Consider the following 22,955-nt stretch of genomic DNA (forward strand, 5'->3'; position numbering starts at 1 on the left):
ACTAATTACTTTTTTGGTTAAACTTAGGGGCCTTTCTTTATGGAAAGGACTTTAGTTATTCAGGTTAATGCTCAAAAAAGTAATTTTCGCGTATAGGCGGGTTTTTTAGTTATTACGCTTCAAATATAGAAAAAATATATTTTCTCAAGTAAACAATGTTGTGATATTGCAGAATTTAGTTGTAAAAGGCCACCTATTGGTGTTTGAATTCAACATATCGTATCTTTGCCGACCTAAAGCAAGAAATGTCTGCAATAACCGAGGTAGATCCAAAGAAAAATATAATAATCAAAGGGGCTAAACTGCATAATCTTAAAAATATTGATGTAGTTATTCCCAGAAATAAATTAATTGTTATTACTGGACTTTCGGGTTCAGGTAAGTCCAGTCTGGCTTTTGATACGCTCTACGCCGAAGGACAACGTCGTTATGTAGAAAGCCTTTCCTCATATGCCCGGCAATTCCTTGGTAAATTAGATAAACCCAAAGTAGATTATATAAAAGGTATAGCCCCTGCAATAGCCATTGAACAGAAGGTAAATTCCACAAATCCACGATCCACAGTGGGTACAACTACTGAAATCTATGACTATTTGAAGCTTCTCTATGCCAGAATTGGCAAGACCTATTCACCAATTTCCGGTAGAGAAGTTAAAAAGCATAACGTAACAGATGTAATAAACCATGTAAAATCATTTGAAGAAGGTACCAAGCTCTTATTATTGGCTCCAATTGTTATTTCCAAAGACAGAGATCCGGTGAAATCTCTACAATTGCTATCCAAACAAGGATATGCGAGGATAAAACATAATGGTACGGTTATCAGGATTGATGAATCACTAAAAGATATTGGTTATAATTTTGAATTGGTTGTAGATCGGATTATTAAGAAAGATGATGAGGATTTTCTTAATCGATTGGCCAACGCAGTGGATACTGCTTTTTTTGAAGGTAAAGGATACTGTTTTATTGAAGAAATCACTAATGGAACGGTAACCCAATTTAACAATAAGTTTGAAATGGACGGAATGGTCTTTATGGAACCTAACACACATCTATTCAGTTTCAATAATCCTTACGGGGCTTGTCCAAAATGTGAAGGATATGGTGATGTTATTGGCATAGATGAAGATCTTGTAATACCTAATTCGGGGTTGTCTGTATTTGAAAATGCTGTATTTCCATGGCGAGGAGAGAGCATGAGTTGGTATAGAGATCAATTAGTGAATTCCTCTTATAAGTTTGATTTTCCTATCCATAAACCTTGGTATCAACTTAATGAGGAGCAAAAACTATTGGTCTGGCAAGGTAATGAGCATTTTGTAGGAATAGATAAATTCTTCCGGCAATTAGAAGAAAAGAGTTATAAGATTCAAAATAGGGTAATGCTCTCCAGATATAGGGGTAAAACAAGATGCAACTCCTGCAAAGGGAAGCGCCTTAGAAAGGAAACCAATTATATCAAGATTGATAACAAATCTATTTCAGATCTTGTGGAATTGTCAATTGAAAACTTAATCACATTTTTTGACACACTTTCACTAAGTGAACACGACTTGCAGATCGCAAAAAGATTATTAGCAGAAATCAAAACCAGACTAAGCTATTTGGATAAGGTTGGATTGAGCTATTTAACAATCAACAGAAAATCAAATACTCTTTCAGGTGGAGAAAGTCAGCGAATAAACCTGGCAACATCTCTTGGCAGTAGTTTGGTTGGATCTATGTATATCCTGGATGAACCCAGTATTGGCTTACATCCGAGAGATACAGAGAATCTCATAATGGTTTTAAAATCTCTCAGAGATTTAGGTAATACTGTTATCGTTGTTGAGCATGATGAAGATATAATGCTTGCAGCAGATGAAGTTATTGACATTGGCCCGGAAGCTGGCACGCATGGAGGCGAGGTAGTGGCCCACGGACCTATGGCTGAAATCCTAAAATCATCCTCACTTACGGCAAGTTACCTGAATGGAACCATGGAAATTGAAATTCCCAAAAAACGCCGAACCTCCAATTTCTTTATTGAAATCAAAGGAGCCAGGGAAAACAATTTAAAGAATATTGATGTCACTTTCCCCCTTAATATGCTTACAGTAGTAACAGGTGTATCAGGAAGTGGGAAAAGTACATTGGTTAAAAAATTACTTTACCCAATATTGCTTAAAGAAGTTGGTGGATATGGCGAAAAAGCAGGCCAATATACCGAAATGTCCGGAAAATTTCAATCTGTAAAAAACGTTGAGTTCGTAGATCAAAATCCAATAGGAAGATCTTCTCGTTCAAATCCGGTCACTTATATTAAAGCTTATGATGACATCAGGGCATTGTTTGCCTCACAGAAATTGAGTAAACTCAGAGGTTATCAGGCCAAACACTTCTCCTTTAATGTAGATGGTGGTAGGTGTGAAAAGTGTAAGGGAGAAGGTGAGATTACTGTAGAAATGCAGTTTATGGCCGATGTTCATTTAGAATGCGATACCTGTGGCGGAAGGCGTTTCAAGAAAGAAGTTCTGGAGGTAAAATTTGAAAATGCCAATATTGATGATATATTGAACATGACCATAGATAATGCCATTGAATTCTTTGAAACTAATTTAAAAACTAAAATAGTTGGTAAATTACGACCACTGCAAGAGGTAGGTCTGGGCTATGTTACCTTAGGACAATCCTCTTCTACCCTTTCCGGTGGAGAGGCACAGAGGATAAAACTGGCTTCATTCCTTGTAAAAGGGACAACTAAAGAGAAGGCTTTATTCATTTTTGACGAACCTACTACCGGGCTTCACTTTCATGACATTAAAAAGCTTTTAAAATCTTTTGACGCTTTACTAGAAAGGGGTCATTCTATTGTTGTTATAGAGCATAATATTGAATTTATCAAATGTGCAGATTACATGATAGATCTTGGACCAGATGGAGGCGATAATGGTGGTGAGCTTATTGCTTTCGGAACTCCGGAAGAAGTTGCCTCCAAAACTAAATCTCATACTGCGCGTTATCTTCGTGAAAAGCTACTATAGAATTAATTAAAACTTTTTTCTTTCTCAAATGCATAAGGTGCAGTTCAATTCTTTGGTTACAATTATTTATAATTATCTGATTTACAATACTTTAAAAATATATTAATATTTCTGGCACGCTGTTTGTAATAAGTTGAGTGAATGTAAATAGTTGCATTCGGAAATTTAAAACCTTATATCATGAGAAATTTAATATTCATTTTTATGGCTCTTTTTTTAGGTACTGCGAGTACCATGGCAGCCACCGTGGAAGATAAGGTTGCAATACGCAATGCTTATCAATACAACAATTCCTTCATCTTTGTTGAAAATGGCATTACGTTTTCCGTTTATCCGGATGGAGAATTCGATTTCTATATTAACAACCGTGTTAATGTAGGAGCTAATGTAAATTTCGGAAGTACCAACCTTACATTCAATTCAGGTTATGATTATAATCCATATGTTCAATATGATGATTATGGTGCAGTTGTTCAAGTACAAAATGTACCGATCTTTTATGATTATTATGGACGTGTTAATCAAATTGGTGGTGTTGATGTATGGTACCGAAATGGTAGAGTGAGACGACTTGGTGGAATGAATGTCTATTATAATAACAGAGGTTATTATAGTAATTATACAGGATATGTTAACGTATATAACCAATATTATACATACAGACCCTATTACAGCTATTTCGTAAGACCTGCAGCTGGTTTCTGCCTGGTATACAATAACCCATACAGAAGATATTACAACCCAGTTCGATATACTTATTACAGACCCTATCAATATAATTATAGGAGAGCCTATGCTAATGTGGGTCATCATTATAACAACCATAAAAACTACAATAGGCGCAGCAAGGTATACAGGAATGATAAACGTGTGGTTGCCAGAGAAAATAATTCGCGCAGAGGCGATAGTTACAGAACCGGTAATTCAGTAAGAAATACAAAAGCTGTTGCTCAAAGAGATAATAGAAGCAGTACTAAAAGAACTATAAACAGTACGACTGCGAACAGATCTAATAGAACAACTCCTAATAGTATGAAAAGAACTGTTGCAAACAATGGTAGAAATATTGAAAGTACTGCTGTTAGAAATGGAACTAAAAGATCTGCACGGTCTGCAACAAGCAGAACGGTAACAAAAAAGCAAGTTGCGGTAGCTCCAAGGAGTAAAACAGCACAGCGCAGCAGTAGTACCTATAACAGACCGGAAAGATCAGCAACGAAAAGCAGGACTGTTAGCACTAAGACAGTAACAAAACGATCAGTTGCTTCTAAGCCTTCTGGTAGAAGTTCAGGAAGTGCAACAATTAAGAGGACAAGTACCGCAAATAGAACAGTAGGTAGAAGTCCTTCCAGGAATACCGGAAAAAGTAATAATACACGAAGCAGAAGTACAAAAATATAATAAAGATAGTTTTAGGTTGGTTAGTTGTTTAACCCCGTAGCGGATTAGTCCCTGCGGGGTTTTTTATTGGTAATATTCCGGATATATGCAACTTCTTAAAATTGAGATACCCTTAAAACCTAACAGCTTATTTTTCTTTCTTTCCTAAAAATCCTGAAAGAACACCAAAGACATCTTCAGATATTTTAAATCGGTATAAGATTCCAACATACACGACAGAAATAAGTACACTTTTTAAAACAATGTTGACTAATGGATTAAAAGTAAATTCCACGAAATAGAAAATGGCCACCATTAAAACCAGGAGACCTGCAATTTTTGCAGTTTCAATCGTAAAGGGCATGATATTAAATTTCCGTTTAACGTATATCAGTTTAATTGTATTGTAAATACATATGGCTATAAATGTTGCAAAAGCCGCCCCATTTAACCCGTATTCGGGAATAAGCAACCAATTGAAAAGTATCGTAAAGGCTGCCAAAAGAACACCCATAAACAATAAAGCCCGGTAATAGTCAGAATTAAAGAGTATTGCATTATTGTTGCCTATTAGAGCATCAAAAAGTTTAGTGCATCCAATTAATAAAACAATAATATAACCTCCGCGATATGCTTTTGGTAGCAGAGAATAAAGATCATTAAGATTAAGCAGGATCAGAATAAAAATAAGACCGGATACAATGAACAAGGTTAAAGAGCTTTTTTGATATAATCTTTTCAGCTCAACCATATCATTCCTATTCAGTATTTCAGCGGTCATCGGGTAGGTAATTTGGTGCATCGCTCTTGCTGGCACCGCAATAACGGTTGCAATAAAAATAGCTACCGTATAATATGCAACATTTTGAATAGGAATAAACTGATTTATCATAAAACGATCTATCTCCAAAAGGATTACCGCAGTGGATCCACCCAAAATGATAAGAATGCTGTAGTTTACCATAGAATTGGTATTCTTTGGCCAACTAAACCACAGTTTTGGTCTTTTTAGACTATAGGCATAGAGTTTCATTAATATAGTTCTAAAGAGGTAAAGACCTACCAATGCCTTTAAAAAAAGATCTACGCTTATGAACTCCATAAACAACAGGATTAGGAGTAAGCTGACCCCTACCCTAACAAACACCTCTTTCATGAAATTCCCAAAAACCGATTTCATTTGAACTTTAGACCAGGCATAAAATATTTCAAAATAAGCCATAGCAAGTCCTATTAAGAAAATATACCAGACATAATCTTTTACAATAACATTCTTCCTGGCCAGGAAATTACCTATTGCTTCATTGGCAAAGTAACTCACTCCAGCAAGGGGAATGACAATAAGCAATGGAAGGAGTACCATTAGGGTGAGAAAACCATCAGCCGATTTTGAATCATTAAAATTGCTGTAATATTTTACAAGAGTATTGGGTACACCAAATGCCATCAATGGCATTAGAATAGCAGATGAGGAAAGAATTACTCCTACCAGGCCATAATACTCATCAGTGAGAAAACGGGTGTAAAGGAAAAGTGTATTGATAGCTCCTATCGCAAATCCAAGATAAGTGATAGTAGTATTCTTTAACGATTGTTTAAAAATTATTCCCATTACAACAGCTTAGCCAGCTTTGCGGTAAGCGTTCTTCTGTTATATTCTTTAATATTTACTGAAGATACCATTAAATTACCTTGCTGATAAAGATGAAACCATTTTAAAATTACAGCTTTAAGATCTACTAAAGAATTGTAATTACAAACGACACCCGAGTTGGTACGTTTTACAATTTCTCCGCCATCCCAATGTTCAGGCCCTATGGCTAAGATTGGCCTTTTGGCCGCAAGATATTCAAATAGTTTTCCAGGAATAATACCTCGCGTATTTGCTGCATCAATCTCTACTAAAAGTAATAACTGAGAACTCCTCTGATAATTAACTGCCTCCTCGTGGGTGACATATTCTTTAATCCTTGTATAGTTCTTTAGCCCATTATCATTTATGCTATTTAAAACATCCTGGCCAACCACCCCAATTAGATTTAATTGAAAGACATTCCGAAAAGTTTCATTTTCACCAATGATCTCGGACAGTACTTTCCAAAGGTTTTCCGGATTTCTTCCGGTAAGAAGTGAACCAATATGGGAAAGTGTAAATTTCTTATCCAGGGCACTAAAGGGTAGTTCGCTTTCTGGAATATCATAGCCATTGGTAATTACATACACTGGATTCGTGGTAATTGATTCAAATTCAACTTTAGTAGTATTGCTGGTAACCAAAAGCTTATCGCAACCATTTGCAACTTCTTTTTCCAATAGACGATGTTTCCTTTCTGAAGCTTTAGTTAGTCTTAGTTTACTGTGATAACCTATAGAAGTCCATGGATCCCGAAAATCCGCTAGCCACTTAACATCAAGATTCTTTTTTAGTTCCAAACCAATTAAATGGAGGCTATGGGGAGGGCCAGTCGTAATTATTGTGTCTATTTCCTCCTTTTTAATTATACCCGTTAAAAACCGGACTGAAGGCCTTACCCAGTACTTTCTGGCATCAGGAATAAACACATTGCCCCTTATCCACAGTAAAAAATTTTCTAATAAGGAAGCATTGTCATCACTTATAACCCCTGAACTTATTTGTTTAGTTTTCTTTTTACTTAAAAATCCAGCATATAAATAAGGTTCGAAGATCTTGCTTGTATAAATAGTAACATTCTCAGGAATTTCTTTAGTAAGGCTACTATCAGTAATAGGATACTTTGGGTTTTCAGGAATATAAATGACGGGGTGTATGTCAAATTCAGGTAGATACTTTACAAATTTCAGCCATCGCTGAACCCCCGGACCCCCGGCAGGGGGCCAATAATAACTAATGATAAGGACCTTATGCATTATCCCTCCTTCTTTTTTCGCAAACGAAATACTGAAAATAAGCCACCCCCTAAAAACACTATAATCATCAAAATAGAACTTGCCAGAGTAATTTTTCCACCGATTTCAATTACATCCGGTTCAAACTTAAACTCTACTATATGATTGCCCTTTGGGATATTCAATGCTCTTAATGCGTAATTGACTTTAAAATGACTTACCAATTTACCATCAATATAAGCCTTCCAATCCCCGGGATAGTACATTTCTGAAAATACCGCAAGTCCGTTATTTGAATTGTTTGTGATATAGGTTAAATGATTAGGCTTATATTCCTTGAGGTTAATGTAAGCCAAAGAATCTTTTGGAAAATTAAATTGCTTTATTTGAGAAAAATCAAAGGTGTTAACAACGGCTTCATTAAGAACATCCAAACTATCCAGTGCCTTAATTTCTTCATCGGCACTTTGTACTTTTATAAGCCTTTTAATAAACCAAGCATTACCATTGACTTCAGGATTTGTAATCGCATAATTACTACCTTCTTCATCTTTTTGAACAATATATTTTACATTAAGCATATTAAGGACTCGCAAATTATTTCTATAAATATGGAAATCAAATAAATCCTGCATCGCTGCAGGTTTTGCAGCATGATAGCCTCCAATAGACTGATAAAAATAGGATGTTCTGGCTCCGTTAAGGCCTTCTGAAGGGTCATAAACCCTGAATACTCCGTCGTCTTCGGCAATCCGCTTGTCCATTGGCAACTGCTGAAACGGTTGGTTCATCCTTTTTTGCCTGTCAAAATCTTTCTCATTCACATACCGAAGATCAACACCTACCAGGTCAAAAATTACCAACAAAGAGAGGGTCAAAATCACCACATTTTCCTTAAGCCTCCCTTTAAGATAGAGCCAAATAGCAAGACCGGCTAACAGCACATATATTAAAGATCGAATGGTATCATTAACATAAACAGCCTCCCTGTCTCGCTTTATCATCGTCATTACCTCATCGCCAAAATATTTCTGATACGTGTTATCATTTAAACCCGTAAAATCAAAAACTCCTTTAATTATGAAAAGTGTAATTCCGAGTCCCACAACAATAATTAAACTCGTTTTCAAAGCCGTTAGTTTTTTACTCTTTGCTATAGAGGGCTTAAATACTTGTACTAATGCCATTACTGCGAGGATGGGCGCACAGAGTTCTAAGATTACCTGAATGGAAGAAACCGCTCTGAATTTGTTATAAAGTGGAAAATAGTCAATCATAAAATCGGTAAGAAGACCAAAGTTCTTTCCCCAGGATAAAAAGAGTGAAATTAAAGTTCCTCCTAATAACCACCATTTTAAACGTCCTTTAACTAAAAACAACCCTAAGACAAAAAGAAAAATTATAATTGCACCAATATAAGCCGGTGCTGCTACACCCGGTTGATTTCCCCAATACAATGGAAGAGAACTACTAAATTCCAGAGCCTTTGTTCGTGGTAATCCCTGTTCTGTCAGATATTCATAAGCTTTGGAATTAGTGCCTAGGTCTTCATTATTACTACCTCCAAAAAGTCTGGGAACAAATAAATCCAGAGATTCAGCTATTCCATAACTGTATTGAGTTATGTATTCCTTATCTAGTCCCTCCAAGTTTTCTTTGGCAGACCCGTCCGGGTTTATCGTAAGTTCTGACTTGCCTCTTGTGCTCCAATCCGCATATTCTTTGGTTGCCATAAGGGATGTCGCATTAGCGGTAATCCCCAAAATTACTGCTACAATAAGCAGTCCCACAGAAATGAAAAAGTGTTTCAGTTTATTTTTTTTAATGGCATCAACTAAATATGCAACTCCGAGCACGAGAATAAGTAACATAAAATAATAGGTCATCTGGAAATGATTTGCCCCTATTTCCAAAGCCATAGCCAGGGATGTAAGGATAAAACCCCAGATGTACTTTTTTCTAAAAGTAAGTATAATACCGCCTAATAGAATTGGTAAATACCCTATGGCATGGGCCTTCGCATTGTGCCCTACCCCCAGAATTATAATAAGATAGGTAGAAAAACCAAAAGCTAGTGCACCAAAGATCGCTAACCCATAATCCACCTTTAAGCAACATAATAATATATAGAATCCAACAAAATACAGGAATAAATAATCTGCCGGACGGGGAAGAAATCGAATAGTTCTATCAAGCTTTCTTACATAATCATGCGGATAATAAGCTCCTAATTGATATGTTGGCATCCCCCCAAAAGCACTATTAGTCCAATAGGGCTCCTCATTAGAATTTTTCCGAAAATCATTTTGCTCCTTAGCCATTCCGGTATATTGAATAATATCGGACTGGATGATGGTTTTACCCTGAAGTACGGGGTAGAAGTAGGCCAGAGAGGCAACAATAAAAAAAACAAGCGCAAAAAAATGGAAAAATAAAGCCTTTGTACCTCTATTCATTGGTTGCTTTAGTGGTAATGGTTATTCAATTTCTTCAAAATCTATAAACTCCCCTAATTGTTCGGAATCCTTATTCGTTCGTACTGTTTTTTTATCGATACTAATATCTCCATCATTAGTATTCCCCTCCTGATTTTGATAGCCTTGAAATTGTTCAAATTTTTCTTTAAAATGCTTCTCTGTCTTTCGCGCAGCATAGCCAAATATTCTGGGGCCAAACCATTTAGCAAATAATTTGAGCGTATAGTATACCAGAAGTATTATTAAAATCGTTCTTAAAAAACCCATAATGTCTGAATTTTATATATCAAAAATACAATTCCAACGTTGTATTAACATTACAAAATTCATAAAATAATTATAAAATCTACCTGATGTTTCGAGTTATTGAGCTAAAAATTATTAAAAATGCCATTTTTTTATTAGCATTATTGACCCCTTTATTAGGTATCTGCCAATATACAGATGTAATTAATTCTAACCGACCTGGTTTATCTGTAAGCGCCTATGCAGTGGGAAAAGGAGTCCCTCAGCTAGAATTGGGATTTTCTTACGAAAAGCGGGACCACGCAGATCTGAATTATGATTCAAATATATACGGCCTGGATTTTTCAGTACGCTATGGCTTGTTATTGGAGAATCTAGAGTTAAATTGGGAAGGTACTTATCAAAATCAGATTATCACCTACAATTCCCTCGGATTTATAGAATCAAGAACCAATTTTTCAAGAAACCGCCTTGGGGCAAAGTATTTGGTTTTTGATCCATTTAAAAATCCGGAAAGAAACAAGCCAAACTTGTATAGTTGGAAGGCCAACAACAAATTTGAATTTAAAAATTTAATCCCGGCAATCTCCGTATATGCAGGGGCCAATTTTGTTATTGGCGACAATCCATTTTATCCTGCAGATCCCACAGTTTCTCCGAGGGTTATGTTGGCAACTCAAAGCAGGCTTACCCCCAGATTTGTTTTGATCTCCAATATTTCTTATGATAGAATTGCAACGGATGACCCGGAATTGGGCTATACACTTTCCCTATCTCACGCACTTAGAAATCCTAAATGGAGTATATTTTTGGAAAACCAGGGTGTTAGCAGTGATCGTTATTCAGACATATTGTTAAGAGGTGGTGGGGCGTATTTGGTGAATGAAAATTTTCAGGTTGATGCGAATCTGGGTGGCAGTTTCAAGAACTCTCCAAGCCGCCTTTTTGTTTCAGTTGGAGCATCATACAGACTAGACTTTCATAAGGATGTCCTGATCCCTATTGAAGATCAGAAGGCTGGTGAAAATGGTGGGCCGATTAAAAAGAATTCTATGAAGAAAAAAACAACTAAAGGACGGAAAAAAGGGAAAGGAGCTGAGGATATAGACCTGGGGCCTTCCAAAAAAGATATGAAAAAGCAGAAGAAAGATAAAAAAAAGAAAACTTCAGATAAAGGAGTAATTGATTTTTAACATACACTCTTAGCTATGCCATTTAGTATTTTGAATTAGTGAAAATTGTCTTAAAAATTGATTCCTTCACCAAATATCTCTTATCTTGACCATACAAATAAATGGTATGGTAAGGCTCGAAGAAGCTACTACAAAATCGGATCTAAAAAAGTTTATAAAATTCCCTTTTTACATTTATAAGAAATCTCCTTATTGGGTACCTCCCCTTATTTCAGATGAATTAGAAACTTTTGATAAACAAAAAAATCCTAATTTTAGTAATGCGGAAGCCAGGTTTTTTCTTGCCTATAAGAAAAGTGAATTAGTAGGAAGAGTTGCAGCTATAATCAATTGGATAGAGGTAAATGAACAACAAATCTCAAAAATGCGATTTGGCTGGTTTGATTTTATAGATGACCTGGAGGTTTCTAAAGCATTGCTCGATAAGGTAGCAGAAATTGGAAAAAATAATAAGCTGGATTTTATGGAAGGTCCGGTCGGGTTTTCACATCTGGATAAAGTGGGCGTATTAGTTGAAGGTTTTGACCATATGGGAACTATGATTACCTGGTACAATCATCCTTACTATAAGGGCCATTATGATCACCATGGCTTCATTAAGGAAAAGGAATATATGGAAAATAAATTTCCAGCCAGTAATACCAAACCTGAACACTTTATTAGAATTCAGGCATTAATAAAAAAAAGGTATGGTTTAAGGGAAATGACTTTTACCAAATCTGCAGATATTATGCCTTGGGCAGACCAGATGTTTGATTTGTTTAATGAAACATATGCAAAGTTATCTTCATTTGTCCCTTTAACCGAAGAGCAAAAAGCTTATTTTAAGAATAAATATATTGGTTTAGTTAATCCTGAGTATATAAAATTTGTAATTGACAGTAATAACAGACTTGTAGCATTTGCTATAGTAATGCCTTCATATGGCCCTGCATTGCAAAAAGCCAACGGCAGATTGTTTCCCTTTGGTTTCCTTTTTCTTTTAAATGCCAAAAAAAACAGCAGAGATGTAATTTTTTACCTTATTGGTGTTCATCCGGAATATCAGAATAAAGGAGTTACCGCAATAATTATGGACGAATATCACAAAGTTTTTCAGGCGAAAAAAATAAGGAATTGTTACAGAACTCCCGAATTGGAGGAAAATGTTGCTATCCGACAATTATGGAAGCATTTTGATCCAAAAATTTATAAGCGAAGAAGGACTTATAGAAAAACGCTATAGAAACTATCCATTGTAATAATTTCTGAAGGTACAAATTGAAATTCCGGCTATACTTATTCCCCCATAGCCGCTGCTACAGCTGCAGATAACCTTTTATAAGTTCCATTCTGCAATCTATCTCTTATTGCCGAAAATGCATCCAGTGTTACTGCAACATCTTCCAAGGTATGAGTAGTTGTTGGTATCATTCTCAGTAAGATCATTCCCTTAGGAATTACCGGATATACGACTATTGAACAAAATATACCATAATTCTCTCTTAAATCCTTAACTAAAGCCATGGCCTCAGGGATACTACCATTAAGATAAACAGGCGTAACACAACTGGTGGTCGTTCCAATATCAAAGCCCCTTTCTTTGAGTCCATTTTGCAAGGCATTTACATTTTCCCATAGTTTCTCTCTTAGCTCAGGCTTTGAGCGTAACATATCAAGGCGTTTTAATGCTCCTTTCACATAAATCATCGGGAGTGATTTTGCAAACATTTGAGAACGCAAATTATATTTCAAATAATCAATAATTCCCTTATCGGCAGCCAGGAAGGCGCCAATTCCTGCCATAGATTTTGCAAATGTTGCAAAATATACATCTATATCGTCCTGAATACCCTGTTCTTCACCAGCTCCGGCACCAGTCTTGCCTAAGGTTCCGAAACCGTGGGCATCATCTACCAATAATCTGAAATTATATTCCTTTTTTAGCGCAACAATTTCTTTAAGCTTACCTTGTTCCCCACGCATTCCAAAAACACCTTCTGAGATCACCAGAATTCCACCGCCGGTTTGTTCCGCCATTTTGCTAGCGCGCTCCAAATTCTTTTTTAAGCTCTCTATATCGTTATGCACAAATGTAAATCGTTTGCCCATATGCAAACGCACTCCATCTATTATACAGGCATGGGAATCTACATCATAAACAATAATATCATCTTTAGAAACAAGGGCATCAATTGTAGATAAAATGCCCTGATAACCGAAATTAAGCAGATAAGAAGATTCTTTATGGACAAAATCAGCTAATTCCTCTTCTAATTGCTCATGAAAATCTGTATGTCCACTCATCATTCGTGCGCCCATGGGGTATGCTGCTCCATATTCAGCCGCAGTATCACCATCTACCTTTTTAATTTCAGGTAAATTAGCCATACCCAGGTAATCATTAATACTCCAGGTAATCACTTCTTTTCCCTGAAATTTCATACGGTTTGAAATTGGGCCTTCCAATTTTGGAAAAACAAAATATCCTTCTGCCTGGGATGCCCATTTACCCAAAGGTCCTTTATTCTCAATGATTCTCGCAAATAAATCTTTCATCTGGCCTCGTTTGGTTAGTTCACAAAATTATGGAATTTTGATCACGATTCATAAATTATTTTAATTGGCAATAAAAAAGGCAACAGTGGGTTACTGTTGCCTTCAATATCTTAACCTATATGTTTATTTCACATATTGAACTTGCTGCTCTTCTTCAACATTTTTACTGTCAAAAAATCCCTGGTCACTCATCCACTGATCACTGTATATCTTACTCATATACCTGGAACCATGATCGGGAAATATAACAACCACATTGCTGTCTTTAGTGAATTCGCCCTGGGCACTTAATTGTTTAACTGCCTGCATAACGGCTCCACTAGTATAACCGACAAAAATACCCTCTGTACAGGAAATTTCCCTTGCGGTATGGGCGCTTTCCTCATCTGTAACTTTGATGAATTCGTCAATGACCTTAAAATCAGTGGCATCAGGAATTAAGTTTTTACCAAGACCTTCTATTCGATAGGGATATATTTCATCATTATCGAATTCCCCGGTTTCATGAAACTTTTTCAAAACAGACCCATAAGCATCAACTCCTATAATCCTGATATTCGGGTTTTGCTCCTTTAAAAATCGAGCAGTACCCGAAATAGTACCACCTGTACCACTACAGGCTATCAAGTGAGTTACATTACCATTTGTTTGTTCCCAAATTTCAGGACCGGTGGTTTTATAATGCGCTAGTATATTTAGTGTATTAAAATATTGATTGATATAGACAGATCCCTTAATTTCTTCATGCAGGCGTTTTGCAACCTGGTAATATGATCTGGGATCATCCGCACTTACGTGAGCAGGACAAACATATACTTTTGCACCCATAGAACGCAGCATATCAATCTTGTCCTTCGAAGACTTGGAACTAACAGCCAGTACGCATTCGTAGCCTTTTATAATACTCACCATCGCAATACTAAAACCTGTATTCCCGGAAGTAGTCTCAATAATTGTATTACCTGGCTCAAGAATGCCGTTTTTTTCTGCTTCATCAATAATATATGAGGCTATTCTATCCTTAGAGGAGTGCCCCGGATTGAAGGCTTCAATCTTTGCGTAAAAATTGCCTGTTAGAGGCGCAGTAATCTGGTTTAGCCTAACGAGTGGGGTGTTCCCTATTAAATCAAGGATCGAGTTATGAGCATTTATCTTATTATCCATAAAGAAAGGTTAGTTAAATATTTCTTTTTTAATAGATTCTAATCTGGCGACAAAATTACCATTTTTTTTTTATTTACCCGTTTTACCTTCTAAATCTATTAGAAAACTATATTCTTTAGCAGTTTCTTTCAGTGCCTCAAATCTTCCGGAGGCACCACCATGGCCAGCATCCATGTTGGTATAAAGAAAGAGTTTATTCTTATCCGTTTTAAAAGTTCTCAGTTTTGCGACCCATTTAGCTGGTTCCCAATATTGAACCTGAGAATCATGTAATCCAGTGGTTACAAGCATATTAGGGTAATCTTGTGGGACAACATTATCATATGGGGAGTAAGATTTCATATAGTCATAGTATTCTTTCTTATTTGGATCACCCCATTCATCAAATTCTCCGGTAGTTAATGGGATTGAATCATCCAGCATCGTTGTAATAACATCTACAAAAGGAACCGCTGCTATCACCCCGTTATAAAGACCAGGAGCCATATTAACAATTGCACCCATTAGCAAACCACCGGCAGAACCGCCATAGGCATATAAATGCTCCTTACTGGTGTATTTTTTTTCAATTAAAAATTCGGAACAATCAATAAAATCTGTGAAAGTATTTTTCTTGTTCAGGAGTTTTCCTTCTTCATACCAAGGTCTGCCCAAATATTCTCCACCCCGCACATGCGCAATAGCATAAACAAAACCTCTATCTAAAAGGCTTAACCTAACAGTTGAAAAATAAGGATCTGAGGTACTGCCGTATGAACCATAGGCATATTGTAAAAGTGGACTATTTCCGTCTAATTTGGTGTCTTTGTGATAAATCAAAGAGATAGGTACTTTTGCACCATCGCGGGCTGTTGCCCATATTCGTTCCGAACGATAATTCTCTTTATTAAATTTACCTCCTAATACTTCTTGTTCTTTTTTAATTTCCTTCACCTTAGTACCCATATTGAAATCAATAATGGCGTATGGCGAAGTCATTGAATTAAATACAAAGCGAAAAATATCAGTATCAAAATCAGGGTTTGTATAAGGGTATGCTACATAAGTTTCATTATCAAATGGGATATAATAGCTGTCGGAATTATCCCATTTCGTAATCTTTAGCTGATTAAGGCCATTATCGCGTTCTGTGAGGACATAGTAATCCTTGAATATTTCAATATCCTGAAGGAGAATATCGGGCCTGTGTGAAATAAATTCTTCCCAATTTTCAGAAGATGTATTTTTCTCATCAACCTTCATTAATTTAAAATTGGTAGCTTTATCTTTATTTGTGAGTATATAAAAGTTGCTTTCAAAATGATAAATAGAATACTCTAAGCCTCTTTCTCTTTCCGAAAATAATTTAAAATCCCCATTGGGGTTGTCAGCATTAAGTATTTGAAATTCAGATGTTAATGTACTATATGAACCAATGATTATATATTTTTTGGATTTTGATTTGTAAACAAACGAATTGAAAGTATCATCCTGCTCATGAAATATTAATTCATCTTCCTCACTTGGAAGTCCCAGAACATGTTTGTATATCTTATCGGATCGCAAAGTAACCGGATCTTTCTTTGTATAAAATAACGTTTTATTGTCATTCGCCCAGACTGCACTCCCTGTAGTATTATCTATCTTATCAGTATAAATTTCACCTGTTTCAAGGTTTTTTATCTGAATGTGGTATTGTCTTCTGCTAATTGTATCCGTACCAAATGCTGCGAGTTTGTTATCCGGACTTACAGTAACACCTCTAAGGTCATAATATTCATGCCCTTCTGCAAGTTCATTACAATTGAAAATTATTTCTTCCGCAGATTCAAGTTTGCCCATTTTTCGCGAATAGATGGGGTATTCCTTCCCAATTTCATACCTTGTTATGTACCAATATCCATTTAGTTTGTAAGGCAGGGAAGAATCATCTTCCTTTATTCGTCCTTTCATTTCCTCAAACAAATCCTCCTGGAAAGATTTAGTATGATCGGTAAGGGAGTTGTAATAATTATTTTCTTCTTCCAAATAAGCTAGTACCTCCTTATTGTCCCGTTGGTTTAGCCACAAATAGTCATCCACGCGTATATCATCATGCTTTACTAATTTAACAGGTATTCTTTTAGCCGCGGGGGCGTTCATTACTTCCATATTTTGATTTTGATTCTGGCATGAAGCGGCCATGATAAGAATAATAAATAAAACGATTCTTCTTTTAAGAAAGTATATCATTAAAATTAATTTTAAAGGAAGCAATTTAGTAATTTTGATTTTAGCAAAACTAAATAGAACAATATGTTTGGAGACTTAATGGGAATGATGGGAAAACTAAAAGAAACCCAGGAAAAGGTAAAAGCCACTAAAGAACGATTAAATTCGGTTATTCTTGAAGAAAAATCGTCCGATGACCTTCTTTCTGTAACCATCACGGCTAATAGAACTTTAAAAACTATTACTATAAATGATCATCTCCTTCAGGACAAGGAACAATTGGAGGATTATCTGGTCCTTACCCTAAATAAGGCCATAGAAAAAGCGACTGAAATAAATGAAGCAGAATTAGCCGCAGTAGCCAAAGAAGGAATGCCTGATATTCCAGGTATGGATTCCTTATTTAAATAAATATTCATTGACAATATCAAAACTAAACAAGGGAATTAAGCTTCTCCTATTAGTTAATTAAGTATGAAAGTTGGTTGATTTTTAATACATTTAAGAAAAAAACTCACTTTATGATTAAGATTAATAAGCAAGAAAACAACACCTATAATTTCTCTCTAAACACCACTACTGGTAATGCCTTGCTCTATAGTGTTGGGTTTTCAAGTAAAGAAGAGATTAAGAATGTTGTTAGTGGTTTGAAACTGTTAGATAAGCAACATTATAAATTCGAGCGTAAAACTGACCATAACGGAAATTTTCTTTTTAACCTCAAGGATAAAAAGGGGCAGCTTATTGGCAATAGCCAACTTTACGGGTCCGAGGCAGGAATGGAGAACGGCATAAAAAATCTTAAAAAAAGAATTGCTATCCTAAAAGTTTCTGAAAGCTTATAGTGTTTTTAAGGTTTTTAGTAAAGTTTCGTGCATTTGATCGGTATAGTCCATATGAGTAACTATACGTAATTTCGAATTTCCCATATCAATTATATAAATGTCCTTTTTCTGAAGTTTTAGAATAAAATCCTCTGCGCTTAAATAGCCTTCATTTAATTCAAAGATTATAATATTGGTCTCCAAAGGCTCTACTGTCTTAATAAAGTGTAAACTTTCAAGTAATGCACCAATTTCTCTTGCTTTTTTATGATCATCTGCAAGACGGTCAATTTGGTTATCCAGCGCATAAATGCCGGCTGCAGCCATAAAACCAGCCTGACGCATACCTCCGCCCAATATTTTTCTAATGCGCAAGGCCCTGTCAATCAAATCTTTATCGCCAACCAAAACTGAACCCACAGGGCATCCCAGTCCTTTACTAAGACAAACACTAATGGTGTCAAATAATTCCCCATACTGCTTTGCAGTTTCCCCTTTTTTAACCAAAGCATTCCATATCCTGGCCCCATCCATATGATATGCCAGACCGTGCTTTTGACAAACTTCTTTAATACGAACCAGTTCAGAAAAATTCCAACACGCTCCTCCGCCTTTGTTGGTAGTATTTTCTGCGCAAACTAAAGAAGTCAAAGGGCTATGGTAAAAATCAGGTGGGTTTATGGCCCCCTCAACCTGATCTGAGGTCATCATGCCTCGATGACCATCAATTAATTTACAGGAAACACCACTATTAAAACTTACTCCCCCACCCTCATAATTATAAACATGGGCATACTTATCACAAATCAATTGATCCCCTGGTTTGGTGTGAAGTTTAATTGCAGTTTGATTTGTCATTGTGCCACTGGGAAAATACAAGGCAGCTTCCCTGTTAAACAAATTAGCTACTTTTTCTTCCAGCCTGTTAACTGTGGGGTCGTCCTTAAAAACATCATCACCTACATCTGCAGACATCATGGCATCTAACATCCCGGGGGAAGGTTTGGTAACCGTATCACTAATTAAATTTATTTTCATAGACCTTTAAATGTATCAATCAATTCATACAATCCATACCAATGGGAGATCCATCCGGTATTTTAGGAACTTCTATAACTTTGAATTCATCTGGTTCGCTATAAAAGTAATTAACTCTTCTTATCATTTCCATGGCATCTACATTATTCTTGCTAGATTGTAAAAATGTTTTAATTGATTTAAGTCTGTGATTAGCTATGGCATTTACCTGGGGATGTACAGCTTTATGGGCCGCCAGATTCATTATGTGAAAAAGTACGCGATAATTAATTGACTTCTGAACTTCGTTTAAATAAGGGTCTTTCAGGTCTTTTTCGATTGTACTCTGCACCAGTTGATTAAGAACATATTCCAGACCAATTTGTTGGGTATCTATACTTTTTTGCTGTATTAACCTTGAGGCCCTTTCGGGGTGCAACAGTAATCCTAAGGTCATATCCGAAGCTGTTTCCGGGGCAGAGAGAGCATCAAAAGAAACTCCTGTCCTGCCAGTAATAGATTCACGGTTTCTAGGGTAACCGATAGCCCTTGGTGGAAATAGTGATAATTTTTCCCTGGGGATGGCTATTACATTTGCATCCAATGTTTCCAACAGCACCTTAAGCGCCTGAATCTGGGAGCTTTTATCAAGGGTTTCAACTGTTTTCTGACCATCGCCTTTTACCGCATAGTTATAGTCAAGTCCACCAATCAATTTCGCTACGGCTTCCGTCTGATATCTATGAAAAAAATAAAGTGGAGAAAAAACATCTTCCAAAACTGAATTTGGTTCATTTTTACGAATGTTATCGATAGAAAAATTTCCAATAGCAATTTTCCTGATATTCAAAACGTTTTGCAGCTCCGCACCGGCGCTCTTTCCATTATCCCATAAATGCGCCAGGGAATGTGCTCCACCAAAAGGCCTGGCATCCTGATCGGATATAAAGCGAAGTCCTTTACCGGAGGCCTCTTCCAATATCTTATTCAGGGCCTGCTTTTCGTTTGTACCCTTTGCAAATTCGGAATAAGAGTAGGCAACAGTAGTTTTGTCCCATTCGCCAATTCCGGTGCCATAAGCCTGTGAAAAATCTATTTCCCCATTTAAAATTTTTAACTGAGGATGTGGATAATCCATTACCGACGCTCTTTGATTCGTACTTGCGGCAAAATTATGTGTAAACCCAAGAGTATGACCAATTTCGTGAGCAGACAATTGTCTTATTCGTGCCATAGCTAATTCCAGCATCTTATTATAATTATCATCCCTTTCTTCAAAAGGTTTATTCGTCAGGGCCTGTGCTATTAAAAAATCCTGTCTGATCCTTAAACTGCCCAAACTTACGTGCCCTTTGATTATTTCACCTGTTCTGGGGTCAGTAATACTACTACCGTAACTCCAACCTCTTGTAGAACGATGTACCCATTGAATGACATTATATCTTACATCCAATGGATCAGCATTATCTGGTAATATTTTTAACTGAAACGCGTCTTTATAGCCTATTGCTTCAAAAGCCTCATTCCACCACATGCCTCCCTCTAATAAAGCCGTTCTTACTGGTTCGGGGGTACCATTGTCCAGGTAATAAATAATAGGTTCTAAAGCCTCACTCACTTCGGCCTCCGGATTCTTTTTAGACAAACGGTGTCTGGTAATAAATCGCTTGAGAATAGGTTCCTGCACAGGTGTGGCATAGTCATAATATGAAAATGGGTATGAACCGCTTCTGGGATCAAAAACCCTTTCTTTATAGTTTGTATCAGGCAACTCAATGAACGAATGGTGCTGCGCTACCGTTACCAAATTCGGGTTGGGGGAAACTGATCTTATAAAATTCCCTTTAGAATCTCCTTTAAAGGTAATTGTTACATCAAATTCAACATTTTTGGGAAATGCTCTTATTCTTTCCAGTGCCATTGCGCTTTTACTCTTATCAAGCGTGTATGAACCCTGTTCTTTTTGCTTTAACCGTTTTGCAACCCCATGGACGTCCTGAATTAAAAAATCACTAAGATCAATAATATATTTCCCCGTTGATTCTTCTTCTATTTTAAATCCAAAAAGTACAGATTTAGCAAAAGCCTCTTCCACAGATTTTTTTTCCAGGCTATTGTCCGTAAGTGCCCTGTATTTTAAATTGGGCTGAATTAATAGCAGTTTATTTCCAGCTTTTTTAAAATATACAAGTTGTTCATTTCCAAGCTGTCCCCTATCTAAACCTATATCATTACTTCCAATCCCGCTACTTAAAGAATATACATAAAGAAAAGGCTTTTCAAGTTCATCAATCTCCAGGTAGATCTTATCACTGGATGAGTCATAATAGAAATCATAAAAACCTTCATACTTTTGAAAAGTTTTACTCTTTTCAGAAAATTGCGCATTTATTAAAGAACAATAAAAAAGAGATAGAAAAAAAGCGCAAAAATAGTTTTTCATCATTTTGTTGGTTGAATTTTTAAATTTATACAAAATTGATTGCACAACCATACTTTAGCTTTATTTTTGATGAAAATTCAAATTAATGATAACAACAGATCAACATAAAGATCTTATAGAACGCCTTGGCGCGTTGAGGAGGTATCTTTGACATTGATGCCAAACTAATAGAAATAGAAAACGAAGAGGAAAAAACTCTGGCTCCCGACTTTTGGGATGATCCCCAAAATGCGCAAATACAAATGAAACTTGTACAATCCAAAAAAAAATGGGTTATCGATTTCAGTGCTGCAGAGGAATTCGTTAATGACCTGGAAATCCTTTTGGAATTTGCAAAGGAAGGGGAAGTATCTGATGAAGAGGTAACTAATCAATATAATCTTGCACTTGAGAGCATAGAAATTCTTGAATTCAGAAACATGCTTTCTGAAGAAGGAGATAATATGACCGCTATACTTCAAATTACTGCCGGTGCGGGGGGAACTGAAAGTTGTGACTGGGCAGCCATGCTTATGAGAATGTACATGATGTGGAGTGAAAAAAATGGTTACAAGATAAAGGAGCTCAATTATCAGGAAGGTGATGTGGCAGGTATTAAAACTGTTACCTTAGAAATTGATGGTGAATTTGCATTTGGCTGGTTGAAGGGAGAAAATGGTGTTCACCGGCTTGTGCGCATTTCTCCATTTGATAGTAATGCCAAGAGGCATACCTCTTTTGCATCGGTATATGTATATCCCCTGGTTGATGATAGTATTGAAATAGAAATAAATCCGTCAGATATTGAAATTACCACTTCCAGGTCTAGCGGAGCAGGCGGACAGAACGTAAACAAAGTGGAAACTAAAGTACAGTTGGTCCATAAACCTTCAGGTATTCAAATTTCATGTTCTGATTCCAGGTCTCAGCACGATAATAGAGCTACCGCACTAAAGATGTTAAAATCTCAATTATATGAGATTGAACTGCGCAAGAAACAGGAAGCCCGGAGCGAAATAGAATCTTCAAAAATGAAGATAGAATGGGGCTCACAAATCAGGAATTATGTAATGCACCCATATAAACTGGTCAAGGATGTTCGGACAGGAAAAGAAACAGCTAATGTTGATGCGGTAATGGACGGACATATTGATGAATTTTTAAAAGCCTACCTGATGGCAACAGGACAAAATGAAGTTTAGTTATTTCTTTGATGATTTTAGAACCTTAAAAACACAAAAATTAGCCCGTAATGATAAAAATATATCATAACCCCAGATGCCGTAAATCCCGTGAAGGTCTTGCAATAGTGGAATCTTCGGGTAAAGATTTTGAAATAATCAACTATCTTGAGGAAGTTCCTACAAAGAAGGAATTGAGCGAAGTCTTAGGCTATTTGTCCTTAAGTCCTGTTCAATTGGTACGCAAAAATGAAGCAATCTGGAAAGAAAAGTATAAAGGAAGAATACTGTCGGATGAACAAATTATTGATGCCATGATAAAATATCCCAAATTAATTGAACGCCCCATAGTTATTAAGGGAAATAGGGCGGTTATTGGCAGACCGGCAGAGACTATTATTGAACTACTCGAACAATGAGAATTTTTTG

17 protein-coding genes are annotated in these 22,955 nt (G+C 36.3%); 8 read left to right on the forward strand and 9 right to left on the reverse strand.

The window, feature by feature from the left end:
- Nucleotides 1–245: 245 nt before the first annotated feature.
- Both uvrA and Q0X66_RS00665 read left to right on the forward strand, forming a co-directional pair.
- A complete protein-coding gene (uvrA, locus tag Q0X66_RS00660) occupies nucleotides 246–3,026 on the forward strand; it encodes an excinuclease ABC subunit UvrA (protein WP_297702545.1) in 2,781 nt (926 codons plus the stop codon).
- A 180-nt stretch (nucleotides 3,027–3,206) separates the two neighbouring features.
- Nucleotides 3,207–4,427 carry a hypothetical protein gene (locus Q0X66_RS00665; RefSeq protein WP_297702546.1) on the forward strand — a complete coding sequence of 407 codons (1,221 nt, stop codon included), beginning with the start codon at nucleotides 3,207–3,209 and terminating at the stop codon, nucleotides 4,425–4,427.
- 127 nt (nucleotides 4,428–4,554) lie between these two features.
- On the opposite strand, the gene Q0X66_RS00670 is transcribed toward Q0X66_RS00665, so the two are convergent.
- From Q0X66_RS00670 to Q0X66_RS00685, 4 genes are read right to left on the reverse strand one after another with little or no spacing between them, the layout of a single operon-like run.
- Nucleotides 4,555–6,018 (reverse strand): polysaccharide biosynthesis C-terminal domain-containing protein, encoded by a 1,464-nt coding sequence (locus tag Q0X66_RS00670; RefSeq protein ID WP_297702547.1) that lies wholly within the window; start codon nucleotides 6,016–6,018, stop codon nucleotides 4,555–4,557.
- Nucleotides 6,018–7,295, reverse strand: coding sequence for a glycosyltransferase family 4 protein (locus Q0X66_RS00675; protein ID WP_297702548.1), 1,278 nt, complete (start codon nucleotides 7,293–7,295; stop codon nucleotides 6,018–6,020). The genes Q0X66_RS00670 and Q0X66_RS00675 overlap by 1 nt, the downstream gene beginning before the upstream one ends.
- The gene (locus Q0X66_RS00680; RefSeq protein ID WP_297702549.1) at nucleotides 7,295–9,730 is read right to left on the reverse strand and encodes a YfhO family protein; all 2,436 of its coding nucleotides are present in this window, start codon (nucleotides 9,728–9,730) and stop codon (nucleotides 7,295–7,297) included. Before Q0X66_RS00680 ends, Q0X66_RS00675 begins: the two co-directional genes overlap by 1 nt.
- A gap of 21 nt (nucleotides 9,731–9,751) precedes the next feature.
- Complete coding sequence (locus Q0X66_RS00685; protein WP_297702550.1) at nucleotides 9,752–10,018, reverse strand: DUF4834 family protein; 267 nt, start codon at nucleotides 10,016–10,018, stop codon at nucleotides 9,752–9,754.
- An 86-nt stretch (nucleotides 10,019–10,104) separates the two neighbouring features.
- On the opposite strand from Q0X66_RS00685, the gene Q0X66_RS00690 reads away from it, so the two are divergent.
- Together Q0X66_RS00690 and Q0X66_RS00695 are read left to right on the forward strand one after the other, a co-directional pair.
- Nucleotides 10,105–11,190 (forward strand): transporter, encoded by a 1,086-nt coding sequence (locus tag Q0X66_RS00690; protein WP_297702551.1) that lies wholly within the window; start codon nucleotides 10,105–10,107, stop codon nucleotides 11,188–11,190.
- A 106-nt stretch (nucleotides 11,191–11,296) separates the two neighbouring features.
- On the forward strand, nucleotides 11,297–12,415 hold the full coding sequence (locus tag Q0X66_RS00695; protein WP_297702678.1) for a GTP cyclohydrolase: 1,119 nt from the start codon (nucleotides 11,297–11,299) through the stop codon (nucleotides 12,413–12,415).
- A 53-nt stretch (nucleotides 12,416–12,468) separates the two neighbouring features.
- Here Q0X66_RS00695 and Q0X66_RS00700 read toward each other — a convergent pair whose 3' ends face one another.
- From Q0X66_RS00700 to Q0X66_RS00710, 3 genes are all read right to left on the reverse strand, one after another.
- Nucleotides 12,469–13,728, reverse strand: a complete 1,260-nt coding sequence (locus Q0X66_RS00700) for an aminotransferase class I/II-fold pyridoxal phosphate-dependent enzyme (RefSeq protein WP_297702552.1) — start codon at nucleotides 13,726–13,728, stop codon at nucleotides 12,469–12,471.
- A 123-nt stretch (nucleotides 13,729–13,851) separates the two neighbouring features.
- Nucleotides 13,852–14,892 (reverse strand): PLP-dependent cysteine synthase family protein, encoded by a 1,041-nt coding sequence (locus Q0X66_RS00705; protein WP_297702553.1) that lies wholly within the window; start codon nucleotides 14,890–14,892, stop codon nucleotides 13,852–13,854.
- A 69-nt stretch (nucleotides 14,893–14,961) separates the two neighbouring features.
- Nucleotides 14,962–17,103 (reverse strand): S9 family peptidase, encoded by a 2,142-nt coding sequence (locus tag Q0X66_RS00710; RefSeq protein ID WP_297702554.1) that lies wholly within the window; start codon nucleotides 17,101–17,103, stop codon nucleotides 14,962–14,964.
- Between the two features lie 63 nt (nucleotides 17,104–17,166).
- On the opposite strand from Q0X66_RS00710, the gene Q0X66_RS00715 reads away from it, so the two are divergent.
- Complete coding sequence (locus Q0X66_RS00715; RefSeq protein ID WP_297702555.1) at nucleotides 17,167–17,493, forward strand: YbaB/EbfC family nucleoid-associated protein; 327 nt, start codon at nucleotides 17,167–17,169, stop codon at nucleotides 17,491–17,493.
- Between the two features lie 110 nt (nucleotides 17,494–17,603).
- Nucleotides 17,604–17,927, forward strand: coding sequence for a YegP family protein (locus Q0X66_RS00720; protein ID WP_297702556.1), 324 nt, complete (start codon nucleotides 17,604–17,606; stop codon nucleotides 17,925–17,927).
- Here the strand turns inward: Q0X66_RS00720 and Q0X66_RS00725 are convergent.
- Together Q0X66_RS00725 and Q0X66_RS00730 are read right to left on the reverse strand one after the other, a co-directional pair.
- Nucleotides 17,922–18,944: a GntG family PLP-dependent aldolase gene (locus Q0X66_RS00725; RefSeq protein WP_297702557.1), complete on the reverse strand. Its 1,023-nt coding sequence runs from the start codon at nucleotides 18,942–18,944 to the stop codon at nucleotides 17,922–17,924. The two genes, Q0X66_RS00720 and Q0X66_RS00725, sit on opposite strands and share 6 nt — an antisense overlap.
- A 19-nt stretch (nucleotides 18,945–18,963) precedes the next feature.
- Nucleotides 18,964–21,366 carry a zinc-dependent metalloprotease gene (locus tag Q0X66_RS00730; RefSeq protein WP_297702679.1) on the reverse strand — a complete coding sequence of 801 codons (2,403 nt, stop codon included), beginning with the start codon at nucleotides 21,364–21,366 and terminating at the stop codon, nucleotides 18,964–18,966.
- Nucleotides 21,367–21,451: 85 nt separating this feature from the next.
- Between Q0X66_RS00730 and prfB the strand changes: the two genes are divergently transcribed.
- Nucleotides 21,452–22,547 (forward strand): peptide chain release factor 2 gene (gene prfB / locus Q0X66_RS00735; RefSeq protein ID WP_297702558.1). Its coding sequence is split into 2 segments (ribosomal slippage): nucleotides 21,452–21,514 and nucleotides 21,516–22,547, totalling 1,095 coding nucleotides; the frame shifts between segments, so codons are not numbered across the junction.
- Nucleotides 22,548–22,597: 50 nt separating this feature from the next.
- The gene (arsC, locus tag Q0X66_RS00740; protein WP_297702559.1) at nucleotides 22,598–22,945 is read left to right on the forward strand and encodes an arsenate reductase (glutaredoxin); all 348 of its coding nucleotides are present in this window, start codon (nucleotides 22,598–22,600) and stop codon (nucleotides 22,943–22,945) included.
- The last annotated feature ends 10 nt before the right edge of the window (nucleotides 22,946–22,955 follow it).

The sequence above is a fragment of the uncultured Eudoraea sp. genome, assembly GCF_947260015.1.
Classification (GTDB): Bacteria; Bacteroidota; Bacteroidia; order Flavobacteriales; family Flavobacteriaceae; genus Eudoraea.